Origin of the sequence: Haloimpatiens lingqiaonensis (assembly GCF_901447495.1) — a bacterium.
Lineage (GTDB): Bacteria > Bacillota > Clostridia > Clostridiales > Clostridiaceae > Haloimpatiens > Haloimpatiens lingqiaonensis.
The window spans coordinates 1-1,658 of record NZ_CABDWS010000163.1 but is presented as its reverse complement, the minus strand read 5'-3'; the positions used below and the strand labels follow the sequence as shown (position 1 = coordinate 1,658).

Annotated in this window: 1 protein-coding gene; it reads right to left on the bottom strand. The window is 29.3% G+C overall.

Annotation, left to right across the window (positions count from 1 at the left end):
- Positions 1–355 precede the first annotated feature (355 nt).
- Positions 356–1,519 (bottom strand): peptidoglycan-binding protein, encoded by a 1,164-nt coding sequence (locus FGK85_RS15085; protein WP_138207972.1) that lies wholly within the window; start codon positions 1,517–1,519, stop codon positions 356–358.
- Positions 1,520–1,658 lie beyond the last annotated feature (139 nt).

Genomic DNA, 1,658 nt, shown 5'->3' with positions numbered 1-1,658 from the left:
TATGGCGTATAGATGTATTTGAACTTAAGTATATTAGTCCATTATCATATTCAGCCTTTCCATCATATTTTGCTTGAATTTCTTCAAATTCCTCTTCTGTATAAAGATGAACATAATCAATATTCATTTAGGCAGCCTCCTTATCATACAAAACACTAACTAATATATTATTTACAATTATACACTATATAATGTAAATATACCTAATCAATTTAATTGTTAGGGAATGCCTGTTATGAGTATGAAGAGGTTTTGAAATAGATTGAATTATTGGCAAAATTTACACCTCTGGGGTCATAGCCGTCAAGTAATTCCTGAAAAATACTGGAGTAAAACAGAATACTTCTTCTGGTTGCTAAATATGACCTCTGACACCCATAATAATAGTAGGGTTTTTAGAAGGGTCCATCCATTTAAGAATTTTTAACAAATTACTTTGGCTAAGACCTACACAGCCTGCAGTACCTCTACCACTATAAGGAGCTATATGCAAAAAAATTCCACTGCCTTTACCCATTACTTTACTTCCAGTATAATAGTTATAATCTATTACGGCAGCATAATTATATAAAGGCTGTTCCCAAAGTTTTTCAAAATCTTTTAATCTAGAAACTGCATTATTCCCTTCATAATGCATCCAAACGTTGTATTCTGGTAGGTTTGTATTAGAAACCCAATAGTCATTTTTTCTAACTTTTCTATATTCAAATTTAACTCCGGGATTTGAATTTCTTCCGAACATAAATGGAAAACCATATTTCCCAGTAGGTGTCGATTTATCTCCTTCACGTCTATTGTTTTTAAATCCTGCTCGCCCAATAACAGCTGGCCCGTTACTATATTCTTTCCATGATCCATTAATTTTTTCATAGGCATAATATTGAGCATATTCAGTGCCATAACTATTAGCAATAACTACTATTACTTGTTCACTATTTCCAGGATTAGTTTTTATATTTGGTATTACAGTATACCCATTTTGTTTTAATGTATTAGTAGATTTTTGAGCATTAGCTGTTTTAGTAACAACCCTAGAGGATGTTTTGGTGACTTCATATTTTCTTTTATCAGGTACTTTATTTAATTTTTCTTGAGTATTTTTAGTTAAATTACCTGATACAATTAATTTGTATTGTCTTTGAAATTCTTTCACAACGGCTACCGTTTTATTACCAAAGCAACCATCTATATTTAAATCATACCCAATAGTATAAAGCTTTTTCTGAAGTTCAAATACTTTATTTCCCTTATCACCTATTTTTAAAAGAACTTCATCTTCTGTTTTGTTTTTTATTTCACTTTTAGGGGATTCCTTTTTTTCTTGTTTCTCTACTTTTTTTATTTTATTTTCTTTTACATCTTCTTTTACATCTTTTTTTACATCCTTCTGTAAACTAAGTTTACTTGCAGTATTTATTTTTTTTGTTGATTGTTTATCATTGTTTGCTTCACAACCTATTAAAAGAAATGATAGCATAATGCAAGATAATGTTGTTAATATAATTTTTTTAATTTTCATGTTTATATCCTCCCTCGTATAATAAGTTTATAGCAGTCATTTAACTGACTATAAACTTATTTATTTTTATATTTTAGTATAGATAAGAAAGTATCTATGTTTTTCTGTGGGGATTCTCCCAATTCCATAGTTGCTGTCT

Excerpts from the sequence above, each read along its gene's own strand:
- FGK85_RS15085 (WP_138207972.1), bottom strand. The coding sequence starts at position 1,519 with ATGAAAATTAAAAAAATTATATTAACAACATTATCTTGCATTATGCTA.